Source organism: Methylobacterium sp. WL116 (assembly GCF_008039455.1).
Taxonomy (GTDB): Bacteria; Pseudomonadota; Alphaproteobacteria; order Rhizobiales; family Beijerinckiaceae; genus Methylobacterium.
Genome location: NZ_VRUV01001113.1, coordinates 1 through 506 on the forward strand (window position 1 = coordinate 1; position 506 = coordinate 506).

The following is a 506-nucleotide window of genomic DNA, read 5'->3' on the forward strand; positions in this document are numbered from 1 at the left end:
CGCGGACGGCGGCGGCGATCCGCGCGCGCATCGCCCGCGGCGTCGAGGATTGCGACGCCCTGCGCGAGGAGATCGACGGGATCGAGGGCCGCAAGCGTACGCTCGCCACCGAGCGCGAGGCGATCGAGAAGCGCGACACCGCCGGCCTCGCCGAGGAGATCAAGGCGCTCACCGCCGAGCGCATCGCCTACCTGCGCGAGCTCTCCGAGGTGCTGGAACCGAAGCTCGACGGCCTGCTCGCCGAGGAGGCCGGGCTGAAGGCGCGGCTCGGGGCCGGGCGCGAGGCGGCGCGTGCCGCCTTCGCCGCCCGCCGCAGCGCCCTGCATAGGCTCGCCAGCGGGGATTGCCTGCGCATCCGCATGGTGCGCGGGCAGGTGTTCTCGGCCGCCCCCGTCCACGCGATCCGCGCGGAGCTGGCCGGGCTGGAGGCGAAGGCGATCTCGGCTGCGGCGTCGGCCGAGCGCAGCCTCGCGCAGGAGGCGGCCGAGAGCGCGCGCTCGCACGGC

At 76.5% G+C, this 506-nt stretch carries 1 pseudogene; it reads left to right on the forward strand.

Going from position 1 to position 506, the window contains the following annotated elements:
• Nucleotides 1-506 (forward strand): annotated as a pseudogene (locus FV223_RS31135) (ATPase); the annotation flags it as partial.